Source organism: Rhizobium mesoamericanum STM3625 (genome assembly GCF_000312665.1).
Taxonomy (GTDB): domain Bacteria; phylum Pseudomonadota; class Alphaproteobacteria; order Rhizobiales; family Rhizobiaceae; genus Rhizobium; species Rhizobium mesoamericanum.
Genome location: NZ_HF536773.1, coordinates 1,378,729 through 1,397,953, shown reverse-complemented (window position 1 = coordinate 1,397,953; position 19,225 = coordinate 1,378,729). Strand labels below are relative to the sequence as shown.

The following is a 19,225-nucleotide window of genomic DNA, read 5'->3' as shown; positions in this document are numbered from 1 at the left end:
GATGAGCGTCCAACGCAACGCAGTCATCTTCGCCTGGATACTTCTCTTTCCAGCTGTCCTCTACGTCACGGTGATCGTCGCCTACCCGCTGGTCGATACGTTTATCCTCTCCTTCACTGATGCGTCGTTGAAGAAGACGACCAACTGGGTCGGCTGGGTCAACTACGGCAAGATCTTCAATTCGACTTTTGCCGAGGTGATCTTCAGAACCTTCGTTTGGACGTTCTTTTCCGTTTCTATAAAGATGATCATCGGCGTCTTCGGCGCCACGATGCTGAATTCGGCCGTGCCAGGGCGGGCGCTGTTTCGCGTGCTGACCATGCCGCCCTGGGTCGTTCCTATGGCGATCGGCATTTTCATGTGGGGCTGGATGTATAACGGCCAGTTCGGGATGATCTCTGGAATGCTGCAACGCTTAGGGCTTGCCTCCGGGCCGGTGGCTTTCCTCGCGGAAGGTTCGACCGCCTTCTGGGCGACGATCATTACCGACGTCTGGATCGGCGTTCCCCTGGTTACTCTCTATATGCTCGCAGCCATGCAAGCGATCCCGCAGGATCTCTACGAGGCCGCGTGGACCGACGGGGCGGGCCGTTTCTACCGCTTCCGCCGCATCACCCTGCCACTGATCGTCCCTTCGATGATCACCATGTCGATGCTGTCGCTGATTGCCACCTTCAATTCCTTCGACATCATCTGGATCCTGACGCGCGGTGGACCAAGTGGTGAAACGACGACGATGATTATCGACACCTACCGTACCGCGATCGGTTCGAACAAATATGGCGAAGGTGCTGCGCGCGCAGTGCTGATCTGCATATTCCTGTCGATCTTCTGCCTCTGCTACTTCCGCGTGACCAGCCGCCTTGCCTCTGGAGACAAGCGATGAAACAGCCCCACCTGCTTATCAATCGGTACAAGTGGTATGAGATCATCGGCATTTACGCCGGCATTTTGGTATTTCTTACCTTCGTGCTTGCACCGTTCGTCGAAGGCTTTCTCGTTTCGTTGAAGCCGCTCAGCCAACTCTTTTCCTCCCCCTACCGTTTCATTCCCGAGAACGGCTCCTTCGAGGCCTATCGGACAATGTGGGTGAGCGTGCCCGGCTTTGCGCGCTACATTTTCAATTCTTTCTTTATCTCGACTGTTGTGACGAGTGTCGTCTTGGTCTTGGTCATCCCGGCCGCGTATGCGTTCGCGCGCTTCGAGTTCAAGGGCGCCGGGGTGCTGCTCGGTGCTTTCCTCGCGGTCAATATGTTTTCGGGCGCCGTACTGCTCATTCCGCTCTTCCGCCTGATGCGTTCGTTCGGCCTGCTCAATACCTATTTCGCGATCATGGTTCCGGGTATTGCGTTCCTGATCCCGTCGGCGATCTGGCTGCTCAGAACCTACATGATGCGCATTCCCCGCGAATTGGACGAGGCAGCATTCGTCGACGGCGCCAGCCATTTCTATACGCTTCGGCGCGTCATTCTGCCGATCGCCATGCCCGGGATCACCGTGGTGGCGATCACAACATTCATCGGGTCCTACGCCCAGCAATTCATCTATGCACTCACCTTCAATTCGAAGACGGAATTCGCGCCGTTGCCGGTTGGGCTTTTTGCCTATTTTGGCCGTCAGGAGGTCGTCTGGAACGAGTTGATGGCCGCAAGCTTCGTCGGTATTGCGCCGGCAATGATCGTGATTTTCTTCCTTCAACGGTATCTCGTCAGCGGGCTAACCGCTGGCGCGGTGAAACAGTAAGCCAACCACCAGAGAAAAACGGGAGCTAATAAAAGTGACGATCCAATTCAAGACCGGGCTGATGGCCCTCGCCCTGCTCGGCTCCACCGCGCTCGGTACCATGACCGCTCATGCCGCAGGCCAAGAGATCAGCTGGATTTATTGCGGCGACAAGATCGATCCTATCCATGAGAAATACATCAAGGAGTGGGAAGGAAAGAACCCCGGGTGGAAGGTGACCCCCGAGGTGGTCGGCTGGGAGCAGTGCCAGGATAAGGCCACGACGCTCGCTGCCGCCGGCACACCTGTGGGCATGGCCTATGTCGGCTCGCGTACGCTTAAGGAATTTGCCCAGAACGACTTGATCGTTCCGGTGCCGATGACCGACGATGAGAAAAAGAGCTACTATCCGAACATCGTCGATACCGTCACCTTTAACGGCACCCAGTGGGGTGTGCCGGTTGCCTTCTCGACGAAGGCCCTCTACTGGAACAAGGATCTCTTCAAGCAGGCCGGCCTCGATCCGGAAAGCCCGCCAAAGACCTGGGCTGAAGAAATCGCCGATGCGAAAGCCATCAAGGAAAAGACTGGCATTGCCGGATACGGCCTGCCAGCCAAGACCTTCGATAACACGATGCACCAGTTCATGCATTGGGTTTACACCAACAACGGCAAGGTCATCGATGGCGACAAGATCGTTATGGATAGTCCGGAAGTCTTAGCAGCGCTGCAGGCTTACAAGGATATCACGCCCTATTCCGTTGAAGGCGCAACGGCCTACGAACAGAACGAAATTCGCGCCATCTTTCTCGATGGCAAGGTCGGTATGATCCAGGCAGGTTCGGGTGCTGCCGCCCGCCTCAAGGACACGAAGATCAACTGGGGCGTTGCACCGCTGCCGCTCGGCCCTTCCGCCAAGGGCAAAGGCACGCTGCTGATCACCGACAGTCTGGCGGTCTTTAAGGGCACGGGTGTTGAGGACAAGGCGATCGAATTTGCCAAGTTCATCACGTCGCCCGGTCCGCAGGGTGAGTATGAGCTTCAGGGTGGTGCAGGCCTGACCCCGCTGCGCCCGTCGCCGAAGGTTGATGAGTTCGTCAAGGCCGACCCATCGTGGCAGCCATTTATCGACGGCATCGCCTTTGGCGGCCCAGAGCCGCTCTTCACCGACTACAAAGGCTTCCAGAACTCGATGATCGAGATGGTTCAGTCCGTCGTGACAGGCAAGGCGGAACCAGCCGATGCACTCAAGAAGGCTGCCGGCGAAATCGACGCGTTCAAATAAGCGAATTACTTGGATCGCGGGTACACAACACCCGCGATCCCTTTAACTTTTGAGTGCAAACGCTCGCGCGGGCGGCGACCGGAGACAGGTTTTGGGACAACTTTTTCTCAACAGGGTTCAGAAGTTTTTCGGCGACTTCGAGGTTCTGAAAGGCGTTCAGCTAGAGGTGAAGAACGGCGAATTCGTTGTATTTGTCGGCCCCTCCGGCTGCGGAAAATCCACGTTGCTTCGCATGATTGCCGGGTTGGATGCGACCTCTGCTGGTGACATCGTGATCGACGGTGTCAGGGTCAACGACCTGCCTCCGGTCAAGCGCGGGATCGCAATGGTGTTTCAGTCGTACGCGCTCTACCCGCACATGAGCGTCTTCGAAAACATCGCCTTTCCGCTGCGTGTGGAAAACATGGAAGAGGAAAAGCTGAAAGCCAAGGTCGAGCATGCCGCGCGCATTCTTCATCTGGATCAACGCTTACAGCAGAAGCCGGGAATGCTTTCCGGCGGCCAGCGCCAACGCGTTGCAATCGGTCGTGCGATCGTGCGCGAGCCTAAAATCTTCCTGTTCGATGAGCCGCTCTCCAACCTCGACGCGGCGCTGCGCGCCGACATGCGCATCGAGCTTGCCAAGCTGCACCGGCAACTGAAGGCGACGATGATCTATGTCACTCATGACCAGGTCGAGGCAATGACCATGGCGGACCGGATTGTCGTGTTGAACGCTGGTGAGATTGCGCAGACCGGCGCGCCGCTGGAACTCTATCACAAGCCCGCCAATATTTTTGTCGCGAGCTTCATCGGCAACCCTAAGATGAACTTCCTGCCCGTCACCTGCATTGGCGCCAGTACAGCTGGCGTTGAGATCGACTACAAGGGACAGAAGGCGACTATCCCCGTAGCGCCTCGCCAGGGCGGGGCCGGCAAGGAGCTTACGCTCGGGGTGCGTCCTGAGCACATCCAGATTGGTTCGGGCGACATCACGCTCACGGTTGCACCAACGGTCATTGAGCGTCTGGGCGCACAGACCGTGGCGTACGCATCACTCGACGGCGAAGGTGAGAATTTCTGCGCAACCCTGCCAGGCAGTGCCGGCGTTCGCCCGGACCAGGCCCTTCTGGCCGGAATTAACGTTGCAGATTGCCATCTATTCGATGAAAAGGGCATAGCGTTCGAGCGCCAGGTCGAACTGACGGACATCGATATGAACCTGCTCAACCCGACGGCGGCCGCGTAATCGGCAGCACCCGTGCTCAGTCGTTACCTCAATATAGACGATAGAAAAGCCTGTTTGCCGGATAGGAATAGGCGCCCCGGTCGACAATGCCGAATCGGTACATGCAGCTTCTCAGCGCTGTAACGTGCCAGGGATGGGTCGGATAGGGTGAGCCGCGGTAGTTGGCTTCGGGTAGGCAATAGCGATACGTTCTGTCAAACCGCGCCAGCAACAGGGGATGTGAGTCCATACGTACGCCCTGAAAGGTCTGCCATTGCCAGGGCGGCTCGGCCGCCGATATCGCCAACAGACTGGCCGCTATTCCCAATGCAACAGAGATTTTCATCGATCTGACCTCCCACGCACCGAACGCCGCGCGAAAGAAGATATTTTTCAATCGCGTAAGGTCAAGGGGGGTACGTCGAAGGGAGGTCTCAGCGAGAAACCCAGACTACCAGACCAGGCCACGCGCCGCCACATTCTCGACGCGCGTTACCACGCCGTCACGATGAAAGACCATCGTGTCGAAGAGATTGGAGACAACGCAGGTGTGATTGGGGATGATCCGGATCTTATCACCGATCTTCGGACGCGTATCGCCACATTTCGACAGATCAATGACGCCATGTTCCTCGGACAGCCCGGTGATCACGGCCTCGGGGTAACCCACCACCGTCCCGTAGTCGGCAAATCCAAGCAGATCGGAGGTCAGCGCCTTTGAACCGGCGTCGATGACGGCGCGATCTGCCGTTGGGCGAGACACGACCGTTGCCAGGACATGCATGGCGCAGTCGGCCTCGCTGCAGTGGCCGGCGCGGACCATGGAGCGGTCGTTGTAGATATAAGTGCCTGCGCGATGCTCGGTCGCGGCACTGACGAGATGCGCCTCAAAGAGGCTCGGCGTACCGCCGTTGCTGACAGTTGGACAGGCAATGCCGTCGGCTCTCAAGAGGAGCAGTGCCTCGTTGAGGAACGCTTGGACCACCGCGGCGGAGCCGGGCTTCGGGTAATTGAGGAGGCCACCAAACGCAAGGCCTGGGGTGTTGTTTATGTGCTCTGCAAGGCTTCTTGCTTCTTCGGGTGTCTGGACGCCACACCGCCCACCGCCGGTGTCGCATTCCACGAGAACAGTCAATGGTTTCCGGGACGCGAAGTAGGAGGACAGACCATCGACCGTGGCCGTGCTGTCTGCAACGACCTTGAGATCCGAGATCCGCTCGTTGAGCGCTCCGAGACGTTCGAGTTTTTGCGGGCCGAGGATGTTGAAGGTGATCAGGATATCTTCGAAGCCAGCCGCAGCAAAGGCTTCCGCTTCGCTAATCTTCTGGCAGTTGATACCTTTTGCACCGGCAGTGATCTGTTCGGCGGCGAGTGCTGGGATCTTATGCGTCTTGATATGCGGCCGGAAGTTGAGGCCATGCTGATCCATATAAGCCTGAACCCTGGCGATGTTTGCCGCCAGCCGATCCTCGTCGATGATCGGGCGCGGCGTCGAAAGATCGGCAACCCTGTCACCCGGCTTGGCAACGACGGCGAACGGATTTTCCTGCATATGACGGCTCTCTGCGTTATTGGCCGTGAGGGTCGGCGACCATAGGCCAGATGTTCTTCGGCGCCCGACGGTATGGTGTCTTGGCTGGATTGTTGGGATAAGGCGTTCCGGCCGAGCAGTAAATGATCTCCGCGGCAATTTTGGAGAACGATGCGTAGAAATGATTGGTCGATTTGATGACCAGGATTTTCTTGGACATCGGATCGATACCCATGACCGAAAAAAGGCTCGGATCGAAGCTCTGTGCGCGGGTCGAATTCAGGATGATGTCGATGCCGTCGAGTGTCACATGTACCGCATCGCCGAACGGCGCAATGCTCTTGCCGAACTGCATCTCTGCGTTCACGACGAGCTTTACCACCTTAACGACGCCGTCTATTGGGTTGCCAGTGCCAGGCGCAGACTTTGCGCCGAACCGTAACGGAATCTCCGCCCCCTCCCCAGCCGCCATGCATATCTGCACTGCCATCGGATCCCAGATCGTCCCGACCGCGGCGCCTCTTACGCCTTGATCCAGAAGCTCTCGCAGAAGCACGGTGGCGTCGCCTGCGGTGCCCCCGCCAGGATTGTCCCAAACATCAGCGATCACCACAGGCCACGAGGTTGCGGCGGTGGCCCGCGCCACCGCTTCGATCTCATCGATCTGCGGCATAATAAAGGTGCCACGTTTGGAAAACAGCTCGAGGCCGAGTTCACGCGCTAAAGCCTCGCCCTTTTCCCGCTTGTCATTGGTGACAACAAGCATCTTCGTACCCATTTCCGGTACGTCCCCCGCCATGAAGCCATGGATAACCGAGATTGACAGGATGTCAGCGACTTCCTTCTCCAGGCGCATGATTTTGTCGACGAAGGATCGCATCGGATCGCGCGAGGTCGGAAAGACATCGATCATCCGGCAATCGAATACGGACATGACGGGACGCAGCCGGCCTTCCAGCGTATCAACGGCAATCCGCCAAAGGTCCTCCGCTCGATCGACAAAGTCTGTGTGCGGGAACTCCTTGAAGTAGACGAAGAAATCTGCGGCGGCGAGCCGTTTGGCGGTCAGATGACTATGCGGATCAAGCTCGGCGCAGACAAGAATGTCCGGCCCGACGATCTCGCGCACGCGTGCCAATATGTCACCCTCCGTGTCCTCGTAACCGGCGGCAACCATGGCGCCGTGGAGGCCGAGGACAACGGCGTCGACTGGCATTGCAGCCCTGAGCTGTGTCAGCACCTCATCGCGCAGTCCCTCATAGGTAGAGCGGTTCACGAGGCCGGCCGGATCTGCCCAGGCGGCCGTTCCCTCGATCAGATCCCACCCCTTTTCTATGCAGATGCGGCGCCCGACCGTGAGGGGTGCCGAGCAGAGAGTCGGGGTTTCCGGATGTAGCCCGGGAGGAGCATAGAGAGACGCCTCGAAGGCGCGCCGATCGACGCAAATCGGGGAGAAGGTGTTGGTTTCGGTTGCGAGCGCCGCCGTAAATATGCGCAATGGTTCGGCCTTTTGTTGATTAGCCCATCGGGTTTGGCAGATAGCCGGTAAAGCCGCATATCTTCCAGCGACCTTCATGCAGACGGCAATAATAAAGTGTCTGCCACTGCAGCACATCACGCGTACCATCGGCCTTGCTAAGGCCCCCGTCGAACTTCTTGCGCACGAGCGCCACGTCAGCTTCAACTTCGATGTCTTCAAGCGTTGTGGTCGTAAAGATCGCAGCGCGGGTATCCTCTGAGAAGGACTGCGTTGCAAAGTCCCTTGCTTGGCGCAGCCACTCGTCCCGGTAGGCCGACAGCGTCGGAAATGCCAGATGCCACTGGTCGGGGCTCACCTGCTTGCGCGCGTCGATACCAATGAATCCGTCCTCAACAAAGTCCTGCTCGACCATCGACCAGTCGGCGGCCAGAAAGGCGTCGATGTCGCGCGCAACCAGCATTTCCCAAATCGTGTGTCGGGCAATGTCGGACGCAGGAAATGGATTCTTGAAAGGATCGCGCATTATCTCCCCCGATTGAAATTCTTTTCATGAACGGTGTTTTTCGCTGGTCAAATTCCGCTTTATATGGTCATTTGTCAACTTAATACGAAAATAATTTGCAGGATCGATCGATGTCCATCAAACGCTATGGCACGGTTCAAAATGGTGCCGGCGGCAAGCCTCTGCCCTTTGCACGTGCCGTCGAAGCAGACGGCTGGCTCTATATCTCGGGTCAGGTTGCCATGGAAAATGGCGAAATCATCGATGGAACTATCGTCGGACAGACGCATAAAACGATCGAGAACGTGTTGGCGATTCTCAAGGAGGCCGGATACGGCGTTGAGCACGTGGTGCGCTGTGGCGTGTGGCTCGATGATCCGCGCGATTTCTGGACCTTCAATGCGATCTACGAGCAATATTTCGGTGAGCACCCGCCGGCCAGGGCCTGTGTTCAATCGTCGATGATGGTTGACTGCAAGGTCGAAATCGATTGCGTAGCGTATAAGCCGAAGGACCGGTAGCGAAGCCGAGGGGGACACGATGGACATTTTCTCGACATTGCAGGAAGAGAAGACCCGGCTTTCACCCTCGGAAAACCGTATTGCGGACATCCTCCTCAATGACTTCGAATTTGCGGTAAATGCCTCCATTATCGAGCTTGCGGAAAAGGCTGATGTTTCGCCACCGACCGTTACACGCTTCTGCAGGCGGCTCGGCTGCGAGAGTTTTTCCGATTTCAAGGTCCAACTCGCGAGGACAGCCTATGTCGGTATGCGTTACCTGAAGCCGGAGCCCAAAAGCACCAACCCGGCAGATGTCGCGCGCGACATCATCACCAAGGCACAGAACGCGCTTTTTCTTCTTCATAGTTCGCTCGACCTGGCTGCAATCGAGCTGGCGGCCGAGCGCCTTTCGCGTGCCGCCATGATTTATGCCTTCGGCTCCGGCGGCAACTCCTCAATGATCGCCAGCGAATTGCAGAACCGCCTGTTTCGCTTCGGCCTGCATGTGACGGCAAGCTCCGACCATGGCATGCAATTGATGATGGCAGCGGCCGCCAAGCCGACAGATGTATTGATTGGATCATCCTTCACTGGACGGAATGCCGAGCTTGTCCGCGCTTTTACGCTTGCGCGCGAGTCCGGGGTGACGACAATCGCGCTCACTCAGAGCAATAGCCCGGTCGCAAAGGTGGCCGAGATCGTCGTGCCCGTCGATCTGCAGGAAGGAAGCAATATCTTCCGGCCAACCTCGACGCGCATCGCCTATTTGGCGGTCGTCGATATTCTCGCCAGCCTCGTCGCCTACGCCATCCAGCCAAAGGCCGCTGTGTCCCTGCGCCGCATCAAGCAACAGCTTGTTGCCCACCGCGACGGAGACGACCGGCAATTGCTCGGGGACTAACATTTCCATGCCGAAAAGGGATGCAGAATGAAAAAGACGGTAGCGATCGTAACCGGTGCCGCCGGTGATATCGGCCGGGCCATTGCCGCACGGCTCGCAGAGGACCATGACGCCGTCCTTTTGGTCGACATCGACCTTGCGGCGGCCGAAAACGTGGCGCGCGAGCTTGGCGCGGGCGATCGCTATATCGCGCACGGTTGCGATGTAACGAGTGAGGCGAGTGTTGCCGAGATGGCGAGGCGGGCTGCCTCGCTTGGTGCTGTCAAGACGTTGGTGAATAATGCCGGCGCTGCGCGCGCTGTCAGCCTGCACGATACTACCCCGGAAATTTGGCGCATGGACAATGCTCTCAATCTTGAGGCCGCGTTCCTGTGCTTCCGCGCCGTGGAGAGCCTGCTGGAAGCCTCGAAGGGTTCGGTCATCAACATCGCATCCGTCAACGGCATGTACGTTTTTGGCCATCCTGCCTATAGTGCAGCGAAAGCGGGACTTTTGCATCTGACCAGATTGATCGCGGTGGAGTATGGCAAGCTCGGGATTCGCTCGAATGCGGTTGCGCCCGGCACTGTACGCACGCAGGCTTGGGAAGCGCGCGCCGCGGCAAACCCGAACGTCTTCGAAGAGGCTCGCCGCTGGTATCCCCTCCAGCGCGTCGTCGATACCAAGGATGTTGCCAACGCCGTAGCGTTTCTTGCCGGACCGCAAGCTTCGGCAATCACCGGCGTTTGCCTGCCGGTGGACTGCGGTTTGACTGCCGGCCAGGCGGAACTTGCCCGCACATTTTCGCAATCCGAGCACTATTGAAAGATATACTCAGAGAGGAACAGAGATGACTGTGGCGCCCTATCGCCTTGAAAGCTCGTGGCAGCCGGACGGTGGTCCGAACGGCCGGTTTACCTTTTCCCTTTTCAATCTTTCCAACGTCGCGCTTTCTGGCTTCACGCTTGTCTATACCTCGCTTACGCGCGTCGTTGATGCACAGGCCTGCGAGAACGCTACCTTCGTGCGCCGTAACGCCAATTTCCACGCATTCGCTCCGCCAACAGGATTTTCCTTGCAGCCCGGCGGCAGCTGGACGTTTACTGTCAGCGGCCTTCACAGGCCCGCTCGCCACTGTACGGACGGCGCCAAGTCCGCATACATCACACTGGCGGATGGTAGGCATGTGACGATTGCCGTTTCGGATCTGCTTCTCGAAGGTCGTGTGAGCGAACCCCCGCCGGTGCTTCTCCCGGAAGGCAGGCTGCCGCTGCCATTTTCCCTGCAGCCTTGGCCGGCGGACATCGACGCCAAGCCAGGCGATGATTTTCCAGTTGTTCTTTATCCCAAGGAAGGATCGGCTGCCGACGACGTGCGGGCTGTCTCGGTGATCCTTTCCCTTTGCCGTCGGCTTTTCGAGAGCGACCACGCGCCCTTCAATCTCGTTGCCTCGCCACAGGGGCGAGCTTTACAGTTTCTGGTCGATGCGACGATAGTCCCGGAGGGATATAGGATCAGTTTCTCGGCAACGCAGATTACGTTGTCCTTTGCCGATGCTGCAGGGCGTCAATATGGGCTGACGTCGCTTGCGCAGTTGCTTCACGGAGCCCGAAGCAAACCACAGACGTTCAGATTCCCAATTTCGGGTACGATTTCGGATGAGCCACGATACGGCTGGCGCGGCTGCCATCTCGACGTTTCGCGTCAATTCTATCCGACGGCTAATATCAAGCGCCTGATCGATATCCTCGCCTGGTTAAAACTCAACATCTTCCATTGGCATCTGACCGACGACGAGGCGTGGCGGCTTGAGATCAAGGCCTATCCCGAACTAACGACGACTGGCGTTCTTCGTGGCCCGGACGAGCCGCTCCTGCCACAGCTTGGCAACAGTGCGGAACCTGTCGGAGGCTTCTATTCCCAGGAAGATGTCCGCGATATTGTCGCCCATGCGGCGGAATTACATGTTGAGATCATTCCCGAGATCGATATCCCCGGTCATAGCACGGCGACGTTGACGGCACTGCCGGATCTGACCGATGGTCAGGAGGCGCCGGAAAGCTATCATTCCGTACAGGGATATCCGAACAATGCGCTCAATCCCGCGATCCCCCTGACCTACGAATTTCTCGAAAAGGTGCTTGACGAGATGGTCGAGCTGTTTCCCTCCTCATACCTGCACATCGGCGGCGATGAGGTGGCGAACGGCTCTTGGCTTGCCTCTCCACTTGCCAAGGCATTGATGGAGAAGGAAGGGATTTCGGGGACATTCGCACTGCAATCCTATTTCCTCACCCGCGTGAAGCACATGCTGACGGCGCGCGGCCGTAAACTGGCCGGTTGGAACGAAGTAGCGCATGGTGGCGGCGTTGCAGCCAAGGACACGTTGCTGATGGCCTGGGAGAATCCGCAGGTCGGCATTGATCTTGCCAGGGAAGGTTACGATGTCGTGATGACGCCCGGGCAGGCCTATTATCTGGATATGGTGCAAGCTGAGGCGTTTCAGGAGCCGGGTGCAAGCTGGGCTGGAACCGTGTCACCAGCGCATACGTATGCCTATGAAGCTGAGGGCGACTTTCCCGAGGACCTGAAGGGCAAAATGAAGGGCGTCCAGGCCTGCATCTGGTCGGAGCACTTCCTCTCGCGCGGCTATTTCAACCGGCTTGTCTTCCCCCGCCTGCCGGCGGTTGCGGAGGCTGCGTGGACGCCACGAGCGAAGAAGGACTGGTATCGCTTCGCCGCCATCGTACCCTTGAGCCCGAAGTTGTGAGGTCGGCTATGCGCATTGCCGTTGGTGGAATTCATACCGAATGCAGCACCTATTCGCCGGTGCTGATGGCCGTCGAGGATTTTCGTGTCCTACGGGCTGAGGAGCTTCTGGCATCCGACTATTTCAGTTTCCTCGATGCGGCAGGGGTAGAGCACTTGCCGCTCTTGCATGCACGCGCGGTGCCTGGCGGTCCGGTTTCCAGGGTGGCGTATGAGACGTTCAAGGCCGAGTTTCTTGACCGGTTGAAGGCTGTCTTGCCAGTCGAAGGCCTCTACCTTGCAATGCACGGTGCTATGAATGTCGAGGGAATGGATGACGCAGAGGGAGATTGGATCGCCGCGGCTCGCCGCGTCGTCGGCCCGGATTGCGTGCTCGCCGCGAGCTACGATTTGCACGGGAATGTCAGCCAGAGGATTATCGATCAACTCGATATTTTCGCGGGCTATCGGACCGCACCACATATCGACGTGCGGGAAACGATGGTGCGTGCCTGGTCAATCCTCGTCGAGGCCTTGAAGTCAGGTATACGGCCGGGTGTAGCCTGGGCTCCCGTACCTGTTCTGTGGCCGGGGGAGCGAACCTCGACCGAGGACGAGCCTGCCAAGAGCCTCTATATGGCGCTGCCTGACTTGGACCGACGGGAAGGCATCCTCGACACCAATCTGATGATTGGCTACGTGTGGGCGGATGAGCCGAGGGCGACCGCCTGTGCCGTTGTCACGGCAACCGACAAGCAGGCGGCAGTGCGCGCTGCAGAAGAGATCGCAACGTCCTATTGGAGCGCGCGCGAGGACTTCGTGTTCGGTCCGGTGACCGGCCCGTTGGACGCCATGCTCGATATTGCCGAGGACGCCTCGACGGCGCCCATAATCCTTGCCGATTCCGCCGACAATCCGACAGGGGGCGGCGTTGGTGATCGTGCCGATGTCCTAAAGGCATTGCTTGCCCGTCAGTTCTGCGGCGCCTTGCTTGCCGGCATAACCGATCGACCGGCAGTCGAGGCATGCTTTGCTGCCGGCGAGAGCGCACGGATCGATTTGGATATCGGTGCGACGCTGGATCCCTCGAGCCTGCCCGTCCGCGTCGAAGCCGAGGTCGTCTGCCTCGATGATCCTGGGCCCACGGCCGAGCGACAGGCGGTGGTGAGGATCGAAGGCATCACGGTCGTGCTTGCTGCGCGCCGCCGGCCCTATCACAATATCGCCGATTTCGAACGCCTTGGGCTCGATCCAAAGTCGGTGCGCATGCTCGTGGTTAAGTCAGGCTATCTTTCTCCGGACCTTGCGCCAATCGCCAACCCTAATCTGATGGCTTTGACGCAGGGCGTCGTGAATCAGGACATTGAGGGGCTTGTGAGCAAGCGCAGGACCAGGCCTTGCTTCCCGTTCGATCGCGACTTTGACTATGCACCACGGGCGCGCCTTTCTGCGCGCTGGACGGACTGATCATTCGCCCTCGCAGGCTTCGGCGGTGCGCCAAGCTTGCGAGGGCGCCTCCATCACGCACTACCGGGTATCCCTCCCTCGATTCCTACTATGACCCGTCTCTTCCCCGATGTATTTCGCGACCCGACGATCCGGGTCAGTATGCTCGCGATCTTCGCCTTTGGCTTTGCGGGGGCGGCGACTTCGCCGTACCAATCCGTCATCGGCATCCGCGAACTTGGCCTGAGCAACGGCCTCTATTCCGCGCTGATCTTTGCGGCTGCGGCCGTCAACGTCAGCGTCAGCATCCTGCTCGGCAACCTTGCCGACCAACTTGGGGAGTATCGCTCGTTGATGCTGACCGTTGTCGTTTTCGGCATCTTCGGTTACGGCGCGGTCTACCTCTTCCCCGCGCAGGCGACGTTCGTCTTCAGCGCGCTGTTGCTGCTGCCGATCTACAATGCACTCAATTCACTGCTTTTCGCCAATGTACGTGCTTCCACGAACGGGATGGCGCGAGACGAGGTGGCGACGGTGAACTCAGGTGTGCGGGCGATGATCTCGCTTTCCTGGGTGCTGGTGCCGGGCTTTGTCGGCGTTGTCTTGTCGCAGTCGACAAGCATGCTTCCAGCCTATCTCTTTGCAAGCCTCGCCTGCATGGCGTGCCTCTGCCTGATTGCCGCATTCCTGCCGCACCGGAGCCGAACGGACAAGGCTGTAACGCATCATCTTTCCTATCTGTCCGCGCTAGCAGAAGTCATCTCGCCGCGCGTCGCAATCAGGGTGATTGCGGTGTCGCTGATCAGCAGCACGCTTCACGTGAACGGCGCCGTGCTGCCGCTGATTGTTACAGGGCCTGCACATGGAACCGTCAGCGATGTCGGGATCCTGGTCGGCATCGTTGCCTTCCTTGAGGTCGTGTTTATCCTCGTTTGGGGGCGTGCCCAGCGGATCATGAGTCACGTTACTGCCCTGGCAGCGGGCACGATCATCTACGTCGTCTACCTTATCTTGCTCGGCCTTGCCTCTGCTCCCTGGCATGTCTACGGATTGACCATCATCAGCGGAATCGGAGCTGCGGCCCTCATCAGCATTCCGATCACTTATCTACAGGATCTGATCGCCGACCGGCCGGGCCTCGGCAGTGCGTTGATATCCGTCAATATTTTCGTCAGCGCTGGGCTGAGCGCCCTTCTCTTTGCCATTGGCACCGGTCTCAGCGGCTATTCCGGGACGGCCGTCATCGGCGCCATGGCGGGCCTGATCGGCCTTGCACTGCTGCTTTTTTTCGATCGAGCCAAACAACGGCGCTGAGGCTGTTCCTGCCTCCTTCCTAACGGAAATGCCCGCCGCGAGACCGGCGGCGGGCATCTGCTCCTGGGGCTCGGGAGAGAGTTGAGCCTCAGATGTTGGCGAGCAACTCGTTGATGCGCTGTTCCATGTCGGCAAGTGCTGCGTCGACTTCCTTCTGACCAGTGACCGCGGCGCTCATTTCCTGTCCAATGATGTCCTGAATTGCAAACTGGCGTTGGACGGTTGACGGCAGGGGTGTTCCGAGCGTAGCGACCGCGGAAATCGTGTCGCGATGCGGCAGAGCCTTAAACTTGTCGGACTGAAGTACGGCTTTTACGGCCGGCAAATGGCCAGTGCGCGACCAGTCGAAGTCGTTGTCATGGAAGAACTTCAGGAACTTGCCGATTGCGGCAGTCTGCTCCTCGGACCGGTCTTTCTGTGACACTGCCCAGCTATGGCCATCAGCATACTGCGCCTTTTTGCCGGGGAAGAGTTGAGGATAGGGATAGACTGCATAGCCGCCAGCATTGAGCGCTGTGCCGGCCTTTTCCGACGATGCCGTGTAGTCGCCGATGACCCACGTACCGTTCAGATGAACGCCGCCTTCGCCGGCAAGGAAGGCGTTTATGCCGGCCGCATAGTCGAGATCCTTGGTCGTATAGCCGTTATCGTAGATTGCCTTGTACATCTCGAGAACCTTTTTGGCCTCGGGCGTATTGATCTTGACCTGCTTGGGATCGGCAAAGAAGTTCGAATCCTGCTGGAAGAGGTAGGTGTAGAGGTTGCGTGTGTAAAGAGCGACTTCGTTCGCGAGGTTCTGGACGAAGTATGGTTTGCCAGTCTTCTCCTTGAACTGCTTGGCCTGCGCGAGAAGCTCGTCGACGCTGGTCGGAAGCTTCGGGGTGCCATCCGCGTTGACCAGATCGGCCTTTTTGAAGAGATCCATGTTGATGTGGTACAGCATGGTCCAGTTGTCGATCGGCAGCCCGTAGATCTTGCCGTCCTTGGTCACACCGCTGAGGCTGGCATCGGTGAAGTCGGAAGATGCGACACCGACAGACTTCAACACGTCGTCCAACGGCATCAGCAGGCCCTTAGACTGATAGTCGGCAAGAACTGACTGATGGATGGTGACGATATCTGGCGGGTCGCCGGCGGCAAATTGCGCCGTCAACTGGTCGTAGCCCGGCCATTCAACGGTGGTTACCGTGACATGCACATCCGGATTGTCGGCATTGAACTTGTTGATCAGCGAGGTGATGATGCCGCACTCGCCTACAGCCTTGCTGACATCTGTATTGGTGCCGAAATCGGCGTCGCAAGCGCCGAAGAAGCGCTGTACGGTCAGCTCGGTTGCTGCAAAGGCTGGGTTTGCACCGGCCAGCGTGATCACCGAGGCCGCCGCCAGCATGTATTTTCTAAGCGTAAGCGTCATTTCCATCTCCTCCTCATCGGGTCTTTGACCCTTGGCTTCAAGCCCCCTCCCCGGGAGCGGGTGCAGTGTTACCGATGGCGTGTGTCAGCGCACTGCCGCGCCGGACACTGCCGTGACGATGTATTTTTGGAAGAACAGGTAAAGGATGAGGATCGGCGCGCTGGCGAAGACCGCCTGCGACATCAGAAAGCCGAGCCCCTGAGACTGCGCGAAATTCATCTGGGTCGACGCGATCCCAACGGTCAGCGTGAACATTTCCTTGCGGGTGCCCGAAATCAGGGGCCAGAGATAGTCGTTCCAGGCGCCGAAGAAGGTGAAGATGCCAAGCGTCGCCTGTGCGGGAATAGTGAGCGGCAACAGCACCTTCCAGAAGATCTGGAAGCGGCTGGCGTTGTCGAGCAGGGCCGCTTCGTCGAGTTCCTTAGGGATAGCGCGAAAATACTGCGTCATCAGGAAGACGCCGAAGGGTGCCGAAAGCCCTGGCAGGATTAGCCCCGGATAGGTGTTGTGCAGCTTCAGCCAGCCAAATATCTGCTGACGAGCGATCAGCACCGCCTGTTCCGGTACTGCAAGGCCGAGCAGCACGATGATGAAAAGCGTGTTGCGGAACGGGAAATTCAGCCGCGCGAAGCCATAGCCGGCAAGCGACGAAAGGACCAGCGTCGCGAGTGTCAAGCCGCCGGAAACGATGGTGCTGTTCAGCACCCAACGAAATACCGAGGAGGTGCCGATGACGTCGATATAGTTCTTGATCGAGTAAGGCGCACGGAAGACCGAGTTCATGTCCTCCATCAGTTCCTTGTTGTCCTTCAGCGACAGTGCAATTACCCAGACCACTGGTGCGACCATGATAACTGCCAGCCCGATTACGAGGCCGAGAATGATGCGGTCGCCCATGGTCCGGCCGACCATATTGCCCGAGACAAATCCACTCATCCTTCTTCTCCCTTGCGCCGCGAGGCAATGTATTGCGCCATCGCGGCAATGAGGATCATCATGAACAGGACTTCGGAAGCCGCTGCACCAAGCCCGAGGTCCCACTTGGTGAAGGCTGCCTCGTAGATGTAGAGCACTACCGGTTTGGATACGTTGTTCGGGCCGCCTTGCGTCATCAGCTTTGCTTGGCCAAACAATTGGAATTGCAGGACGATCTGGATGATGACGACAAGCACGAAGGTGCGTCGTATCGATGGCAGCGTGATGTGCCAAAGCGTGCGCCAACGGCTGGCATTGTCGAGGGCGGCCGCCTCATAAATCTCGCCAGGCACCTGCTGGAGCGCGGAGAGGAAGAGCATCATCGGCAGGCCGATACACCACCAGACGGTCGCGATCGCAATGCCGATCATGGCCAGTCGCGCGTCGGAGAGGAAAGCGGGTGCGGTCGCCCCGAACCAGCCATAGATCGTCGCCAGCAGACCGAAATTGCCGATGAAAACGATGCGCCAGATAAGCGTCACGATCGTCACCGACAGCACGGAGGACGAAAAATAGAAGGCGCGAAGTATGGCCGCGGTCCGTGTACGCCGATTGAGCGCCAGCGCCAGGAGGAGGCCGATGATGGCAAGCGCCGGCACTGTCAGGAAGACGAAATAGAAGGTGTTGCCGATCGCCTGCAGAAAGATGCGATCGTTATAAAGGCGTATGTAGTTGGTGAGGCCGACGAACTTGCCGACCCCGAAGGCATCGGCCTTGTGCAGGCTCAGCCAGATACCCCAGAAGAGGGGCACAACGAGAAGGGCGACGAAAATGAGGAGATAGGGCGCCACGAAGAGGGCATTGCGCCACTGCGGCGCGTTGATGTTCTGGACATTTCGCCGTTCGGCGGCATGAGCCGCCACGCGCTGGCCGTTGAGTGCCGCCTCAGCCATGTCCCCCCTCCTCGTTATGCCAGGCGTGACCGGTGTCGTCGAAAAGGTGAGTGCGGGTACCGTCAAGATTGAGGGCGACTTCATCGCCGATCGTAATGCGGCTGTTGCCGCTATCCTCGGCTACGATGACACTGCCGTCCTTGAGACGGGTATAGAGAAGCGTCCGGTCGCCAAGACGCTCCAGCACATCAACCTTTCCCGTCGTCGTCGCAGCAATACCGTTGGCGCGCTTCACCGCCTCGGCTCGAATGCCCAGGTCATATTCGCCCGCCTTAACTCCATCTGCCCGGATTGCCGTCTGCAATTCGCTACCGTCTGGCAGCTTTGCTCGCAGAAAGCCGTTTTCCTCAGTCACGCCGATCTTGAGGAAATTCATCGTCGGCGAGCCGACAAAGGTTGCGACAAACCGACTTGCCGGACGCGAGTAAATCTCCATCGGCGTACCGATCTGCTCGATTTTGCGATTGTTCATGACGACGATGCGATCGGCCAGCGTCATGGCCTCGATCTGGTCGTGCGTGACGAAGATCATTGTCGATCTGACCCGATGGCGCAGCTGTGCGAGCTCGACGCGGGTGCGAACGCGTAACGCGGCATCGAGGTTGGATAAGGGCTCGTCGAAGAGGAACGCCTTTGGCTCCTTGACGATTGCGCGGCCAATCGCGACTCGTTGGCGCTGACCGCCAGAAAGCTGACCCGGCTTGCGCTCCAATAGATGGCCGATTTCGAGCATGCGGGCCGCTTCAGCAATGCGTGCGGAGATCACCTCGGACGAAACGTTGATGTTACGCAATCCGAAGGCCATGTTGTCGGCCACCGTCATATGCGGATAGAGCGCATAGGACTGAAAGACCATTGCGATGTCGCGCTGGCCGGGTGGCAATGTGTCGATGCGCTCGCCATTGATCGAGATTGTACCGTCATCCACGCTTTCAAGGCCCGCGATCATGCGAAGGAGCGTGGACTTGCCGCAGCCGGAAGGGCCAAGGAAGACCATGAACTCGTTTGCCTTGATTGACAATGACAGGCCATCTAGCACCGTCATTGAACCATAACGCTTGGTGACATTCTGGATTTCTATATTGGCGGTCATTCGGCTGTTCCAGGACTGCAATAGGTACCCAAAATGCCGATATGGTCACGCCTGTGGCATGCCTCTTCCAAGAGAGTGTACGTCGTTACAGACATACCTCCCTTGGTCAGTGATAGTGCCAAAACAGAAGCACTTGCTCCCATCTCTTCCTCCCAGTGGCACGTCAAGACCAGTGCGCTGACGTTAAATCATACAATTGTTTTGTCAACATATCATTTGATATGTATCAAAA

18 protein-coding genes are annotated in these 19,225 nt (G+C 58.3%); 10 read left to right on the top strand and 8 right to left on the bottom strand.

Annotated elements, in window-relative coordinates:
* Position 1 precedes the first annotated feature (1 nt).
* From BN77_RS26765 to BN77_RS26750, 4 genes are all read left to right on the top strand, one after another.
* Positions 2–886 carry a carbohydrate ABC transporter permease gene (locus BN77_RS26765; protein WP_007538093.1) on the top strand — a complete coding sequence of 295 codons (885 nt, stop codon included), beginning with the start codon at positions 2–4 and terminating at the stop codon, positions 884–886.
* Complete coding sequence (locus BN77_RS26760) at positions 883–1,743, top strand: carbohydrate ABC transporter permease (protein ID WP_007538091.1); 861 nt, start codon at positions 883–885, stop codon at positions 1,741–1,743. Before BN77_RS26765 ends, BN77_RS26760 begins: the two co-directional genes overlap by 4 nt.
* A gap of 61 nt (positions 1,744–1,804) precedes the next feature.
* Positions 1,805–3,007, top strand: coding sequence for an ABC transporter substrate-binding protein (locus BN77_RS26755; protein WP_425280260.1), 1,203 nt, complete (start codon positions 1,805–1,807; stop codon positions 3,005–3,007).
* 91 nt (positions 3,008–3,098) lie between these two features.
* Entirely contained in the window at positions 3,099–4,235 is a 1,137-nt protein-coding gene (locus tag BN77_RS26750; RefSeq protein ID WP_007538086.1) for an ABC transporter ATP-binding protein, read from the top strand.
* A gap of 28 nt (positions 4,236–4,263) precedes the next feature.
* On the opposite strand, the gene BN77_RS32575 is transcribed toward BN77_RS26750, so the two are convergent.
* From BN77_RS32575 to BN77_RS26735, 4 genes are all read right to left on the bottom strand, one after another.
* Positions 4,264–4,560, bottom strand: coding sequence for a hypothetical protein (locus BN77_RS32575; RefSeq protein ID WP_007538084.1), 297 nt, complete (start codon positions 4,558–4,560; stop codon positions 4,264–4,266).
* Positions 4,561–4,665: 105 nt separating this feature from the next.
* Positions 4,666–5,766, bottom strand: coding sequence for a D-TA family PLP-dependent enzyme (locus BN77_RS26745; RefSeq protein WP_007538082.1), 1,101 nt, complete (start codon positions 5,764–5,766; stop codon positions 4,666–4,668).
* A 16-nt stretch (positions 5,767–5,782) separates the two neighbouring features.
* A complete protein-coding gene (locus tag BN77_RS26740) occupies positions 5,783–7,243 on the bottom strand; it encodes a M81 family metallopeptidase (protein ID WP_007538080.1) in 1,461 nt (486 codons plus the stop codon).
* A 19-nt stretch (positions 7,244–7,262) separates the two neighbouring features.
* Positions 7,263–7,748 carry a hypothetical protein gene (locus BN77_RS26735; protein WP_007538078.1) on the bottom strand — a complete coding sequence of 162 codons (486 nt, stop codon included), beginning with the start codon at positions 7,746–7,748 and terminating at the stop codon, positions 7,263–7,265.
* Positions 7,749–7,858: 110 nt separating this feature from the next.
* On the opposite strand from BN77_RS26735, the gene BN77_RS26730 reads away from it, so the two are divergent.
* The 6 genes from BN77_RS26730 (at position 7,859) to BN77_RS26705 (ending at position 14,618) form a co-directional block, all read left to right on the top strand.
* Entirely contained in the window at positions 7,859–8,248 is a 390-nt protein-coding gene (locus BN77_RS26730) for a RidA family protein (protein ID WP_007538077.1), read from the top strand.
* A gap of 19 nt (positions 8,249–8,267) precedes the next feature.
* Complete coding sequence (locus BN77_RS26725; RefSeq protein ID WP_007538075.1) at positions 8,268–9,131, top strand: MurR/RpiR family transcriptional regulator; 864 nt, start codon at positions 8,268–8,270, stop codon at positions 9,129–9,131.
* Between the two features lie 27 nt (positions 9,132–9,158).
* A complete protein-coding gene (locus BN77_RS26720) occupies positions 9,159–9,935 on the top strand; it encodes an SDR family oxidoreductase (protein ID WP_007538072.1) in 777 nt (258 codons plus the stop codon).
* Between the two features lie 25 nt (positions 9,936–9,960).
* Positions 9,961–11,880, top strand: a complete 1,920-nt coding sequence (locus BN77_RS26715) for a beta-N-acetylhexosaminidase (RefSeq protein ID WP_007538070.1) — start codon at positions 9,961–9,963, stop codon at positions 11,878–11,880.
* 8 nt (positions 11,881–11,888) lie between these two features.
* The gene (locus BN77_RS26710) at positions 11,889–13,325 is read left to right on the top strand and encodes a M81 family metallopeptidase (RefSeq protein ID WP_007538068.1); all 1,437 of its coding nucleotides are present in this window, start codon (positions 11,889–11,891) and stop codon (positions 13,323–13,325) included.
* Positions 13,326–13,415: 90 nt separating this feature from the next.
* Positions 13,416–14,618 (top strand): MFS transporter, encoded by a 1,203-nt coding sequence (locus BN77_RS26705; protein ID WP_007538066.1) that lies wholly within the window; start codon positions 13,416–13,418, stop codon positions 14,616–14,618.
* An 88-nt stretch (positions 14,619–14,706) separates the two neighbouring features.
* On the opposite strand, the gene BN77_RS26700 is transcribed toward BN77_RS26705, so the two are convergent.
* The 4 genes from BN77_RS26700 to BN77_RS26685 form a co-directional block, all read right to left on the bottom strand.
* Positions 14,707–16,032 (bottom strand): ABC transporter substrate-binding protein, encoded by a 1,326-nt coding sequence (locus BN77_RS26700; protein ID WP_007538064.1) that lies wholly within the window; start codon positions 16,030–16,032, stop codon positions 14,707–14,709.
* A gap of 84 nt (positions 16,033–16,116) precedes the next feature.
* On the bottom strand, positions 16,117–16,968 hold the full coding sequence (locus tag BN77_RS26695) for a carbohydrate ABC transporter permease (RefSeq protein ID WP_007538061.1): 852 nt from the start codon (positions 16,966–16,968) through the stop codon (positions 16,117–16,119).
* On the bottom strand, positions 16,965–17,900 hold the full coding sequence (locus BN77_RS26690) for a carbohydrate ABC transporter permease (protein WP_007538059.1): 936 nt from the start codon (positions 17,898–17,900) through the stop codon (positions 16,965–16,967). The genes BN77_RS26695 and BN77_RS26690 overlap by 4 nt, the downstream gene beginning before the upstream one ends.
* A complete protein-coding gene (locus tag BN77_RS26685) occupies positions 17,893–18,993 on the bottom strand; it encodes an ABC transporter ATP-binding protein (RefSeq protein WP_007538057.1) in 1,101 nt (366 codons plus the stop codon). Before BN77_RS26685 ends, BN77_RS26690 begins: the two co-directional genes overlap by 8 nt.
* Positions 18,994–19,225 lie beyond the last annotated feature (232 nt).

Excerpts from the sequence above, each read along its gene's own strand:
- BN77_RS26765 (WP_007538093.1), top strand. The coding sequence starts at position 2 with ATGAGCGTCCAACGCAACGCAGTCATCTTCGCCTGGATACTTCTCTTT.
- BN77_RS26760 (WP_007538091.1), top strand. The coding sequence starts at position 883 with ATGAAACAGCCCCACCTGCTTATCAATCGGTACAAGTGGTATGAGATC.
- BN77_RS26755 (WP_425280260.1), top strand. The coding sequence starts at position 1,805 with ATGGCCCTCGCCCTGCTCGGCTCCACCGCGCTCGGTACCATGACCGCT.
- BN77_RS32575 (WP_007538084.1), bottom strand. The coding sequence starts at position 4,560 with ATGAAAATCTCTGTTGCATTGGGAATAGCGGCCAGTCTGTTGGCGATA.
- BN77_RS26745 (WP_007538082.1), bottom strand. The coding sequence starts at position 5,766 with ATGCAGGAAAATCCGTTCGCCGTCGTTGCCAAGCCGGGTGACAGGGTT.
- BN77_RS26735 (WP_007538078.1), bottom strand. The coding sequence starts at position 7,748 with ATGCGCGATCCTTTCAAGAATCCATTTCCTGCGTCCGACATTGCCCGA.
- BN77_RS26730 (WP_007538077.1), top strand. The coding sequence starts at position 7,859 with ATGTCCATCAAACGCTATGGCACGGTTCAAAATGGTGCCGGCGGCAAG.
- BN77_RS26725 (WP_007538075.1), top strand. The coding sequence starts at position 8,268 with ATGGACATTTTCTCGACATTGCAGGAAGAGAAGACCCGGCTTTCACCC.
- BN77_RS26720 (WP_007538072.1), top strand. The coding sequence starts at position 9,159 with ATGAAAAAGACGGTAGCGATCGTAACCGGTGCCGCCGGTGATATCGGC.
- BN77_RS26715 (WP_007538070.1), top strand. The coding sequence starts at position 9,961 with ATGACTGTGGCGCCCTATCGCCTTGAAAGCTCGTGGCAGCCGGACGGT.
- BN77_RS26710 (WP_007538068.1), top strand. The coding sequence starts at position 11,889 with ATGCGCATTGCCGTTGGTGGAATTCATACCGAATGCAGCACCTATTCG.
- BN77_RS26705 (WP_007538066.1), top strand. The coding sequence starts at position 13,416 with ATGACCCGTCTCTTCCCCGATGTATTTCGCGACCCGACGATCCGGGTC.
- BN77_RS26700 (WP_007538064.1), bottom strand. The coding sequence starts at position 16,032 with ATGACGCTTACGCTTAGAAAATACATGCTGGCGGCGGCCTCGGTGATC.
- BN77_RS26695 (WP_007538061.1), bottom strand. The coding sequence starts at position 16,968 with ATGAGTGGATTTGTCTCGGGCAATATGGTCGGCCGGACCATGGGCGAC.
- BN77_RS26690 (WP_007538059.1), bottom strand. The coding sequence starts at position 17,900 with ATGGCTGAGGCGGCACTCAACGGCCAGCGCGTGGCGGCTCATGCCGCC.
- BN77_RS26685 (WP_007538057.1), bottom strand. The coding sequence starts at position 18,993 with ATGACCGCCAATATAGAAATCCAGAATGTCACCAAGCGTTATGGTTCA.